This window comes from Cupriavidus basilensis (assembly GCF_029335485.1).
Lineage (GTDB): Bacteria > Pseudomonadota > Gammaproteobacteria > Burkholderiales > Burkholderiaceae > Cupriavidus > Cupriavidus basilensis_E.
This window is the reverse complement of record NZ_JARJLM010000730.1, coordinates 1-2656: the sequence shown is the minus strand read 5'-3', so window position 1 is coordinate 2656 and position 2656 is coordinate 1. Positions and strand designations below refer to the sequence as shown.

2 protein-coding genes are annotated in these 2656 nt (G+C 64.5%); both read left to right on the top strand.

What is annotated here, in order from left to right:
• Positions 1-4: 4 nt before the first annotated feature.
• Positions 5-715, top strand: a complete 711-nt coding sequence (locus P3W85_RS44900; RefSeq protein WP_276269583.1) for a fimbria/pilus periplasmic chaperone — start codon at positions 5-7, stop codon at positions 713-715.
• Between the two features lie 91 nt (positions 716-806).
• A partial coding sequence (locus P3W85_RS44895; RefSeq protein ID WP_276269582.1) for a fimbria/pilus outer membrane usher protein occupies positions 807-2656 on the top strand: 1850 nt, incomplete at its 3' end.

Below are 2656 nucleotides of genomic sequence, written 5' to 3'. Positions count from 1 at the left end.
GGCCATGTTGCTCTGTCCGTTTCCCGCGCTGTCATCTGTTGTCATTGCGGGAACGCGGGTCATCTATGACGCACGAGAATCCGAAGCCGTGATGAAACTCAGCAACGAGGGCAAGACCCCGGCGCTGGTGCAGGCATGGATCGACGACGGCAATGCGAAGGCCGCGCCGGCGGAGATTGCCGTCCCGTTCACCGTGACCCCGCCCGTGTCCCGCATCGACCCCGGCAAGGGACAGACGCTGCGCATCCTCTATACGGGCGAACCACTGCCTCCGGACAGGGAGTCGGTGTTCTGGCTCAACGTCGTGGAAATACCACCCAAGCCCACCGGCGACGAGGCAGAAGTCAATCGCCTGCAGTTCGCGTTCCGATCGCGCATCAAGCTGTTCTACCGCCCCGCCGGCCTCAAGGGCAGTGCAGGCGAGGCCCCGGCACAGATTGCGTGGCGCCTGGTCAACGCCAACAACCGCCAGGCGCTCGAAGCGCGCAATCCCACTGCCTATCACGCTTCCTTCAGCGCGCTGGAAGTCACCGCAGGCGGCAAGACCGCGCGCTTTGACGATGGCGGGATGGTCGGCCCTGGCGAAACGAAGGTCTTCCCACTTTCGGGCGAGCTAAGCGCTGGCGCGCCAGGCCGCATGCGTTACCAGGCCATCAACGACTATGGTGGCCCGATGGACGCCGAGTTCGACCTCGGAACCGCGCCTGCTCAGTGATCCAGCGACTAATCCAGTGATGGAACAGGCCGGGACATGTCCGCTTCCAGCGGCATCCACGCCCCACGCCCGATACTTATTAGTAGGGACGATGCAATTACAGAGATCGAAGTCGCACACCTTCCGCTTGAGCCCGATCGCTGCGATGCTTTTCTGCCTGTTCGCCGGAGCGGGCGCGACGGCCGCCAGAGCCGGCCAGCCAGGTCCCGTCATGGTGGCGGAAGTCGAGTTCAACGACCAGTTCCTTCGCCAGACCGGCGGCGGGCGCATCGATGTGAGCCGGTTCAACAAAGGCAACGTGGCCCTGCCGGGAACCTATCGCGCGGATCTCTACGTCAACCAGACCTGGCTGGGGCGCGCCGAGGTTTCCGTGCGGCAGATCGGTAATGACAGCCGCAACGTGCAGCCCTGTTTCGACCGTGTCCTGCTCGAACGTGTCGGTGTCGACCTGGTCAAGCTCCTTCCGGAAGCAGCGAACCGCCTTGCCGACGGTGCATGCGCGCCGCTGCCCGAGCTGGTGAATGCCGGTACAGCAGAGTTCGACAACGGAGAACAGCGACTCGACATCAGCCTGCCGCAAGCCGCGCTCAAGCGCAGGGCCCGCGGCTATGTCGAGCCGCAGTACTGGGATGAGGGAATCACCGCCGCGCGTCTGCAGTACAACGCGAATGCCTATCGTTCCTCCAGCCTGGGGCAGTCCACGTCGTTCGCCTATATCGGTCTCAACGCCGGTGTGAACGTAGGCGCATGGCGTTTCCGGCACCTCGGCAACCTGAGCCATGACAATCAGGCCGGTACCCACTATCAGAGCGTGCAGACCAGCCTGCAGCGCGGCATTGCCGCCATCCGCAGCCAGGTCGTCCTCGGCGAGGCATTCACTGACGGTACCGTATTCGACAGCATCGGCTTTCGCGGCATGCAACTGGCGAGCGATGACCGGATGTACCCGGAGTCGCAGCGCGGCTACGCTCCCACCATCCGGGGCATCGCCAACACCAGCGCCCGCGTGCAGGTCCGCCAGAGTGGCAACATCATTTACGAAACCACGGTGGCCGCTGGCGCCTTCGTCATTGACGACCTGTACCCCACCGGCTACGGCGGCGACCTCGAAGTGGTCGTGACCGAGGCCGACGGCAGCGTGCGCATCTCGAAGGTGCCCTATGCGGCGGCCGTCAATTCCTTGCGTCCGGGCATCACGCGCTACCAGGTCACCGCCGGCCAGTACCGGAACCCCATCGCCCGTAGCACGCCGAAGATGGTGCAGGCCACGGTGCAGCACGGTTTTACCAATATGCTGACCGGCTATGGCGGCCTGCTGGCGGCCCAGGATTACACCGCAGTGGCGCTTGGCGGAGCCCTCAATACCGCCTTTGGCGCGCTCGGCATGGACGTCACCCAGGCTTGGGCGCGCTTCGAGAAGCAGCCGGACCGCAACGGGTACAGCGTCCGTCTCCTCTACAGCAAGCTGTTGGAGCCCATCGGCACCAACGTCACCCTGGCGGCCTACCGCTATTCCAGCAGGGGCTACCTGAACCTCGCCGATGCCGTCATCTTGCGCGACATGGAACGCGATGCCAGAGGCCTGGCCATCAGCGGCGTCCAGCGCAATCGCTTGCAGTTGACGTTGAACCAGGCGCTGCCGCCAGGCTACGGATCGATCTACCTGGCGGGCAGCACCCAGAACTACTGGAGCCGCTCCGGCAACGACACCCAGTTCCAGCTCGGCTACAACAACAACTACCGGCGCATCAGCTATGGCCTCTCGGTGTCCCGCCAGTTCGACCTCACAAGGGGCCGGTGGGACAACCGCATCCTGCTCAACGTCGGGATTCCGCTGGGGGATGGCCAGCATGCGCCCTATTCCTTCACCAGCCTGCAGCACGACACCCGCGGCGCCCAGAGCATCCAGCAATCGGTCATGGGCTCGCTGGGGGCCGACAA

Excerpts from the sequence above, each read along its gene's own strand:
- P3W85_RS44900 (WP_276269583.1), top strand. The coding sequence starts at position 5 with ATGTTGCTCTGTCCGTTTCCCGCGCTGTCATCTGTTGTCATTGCGGGA.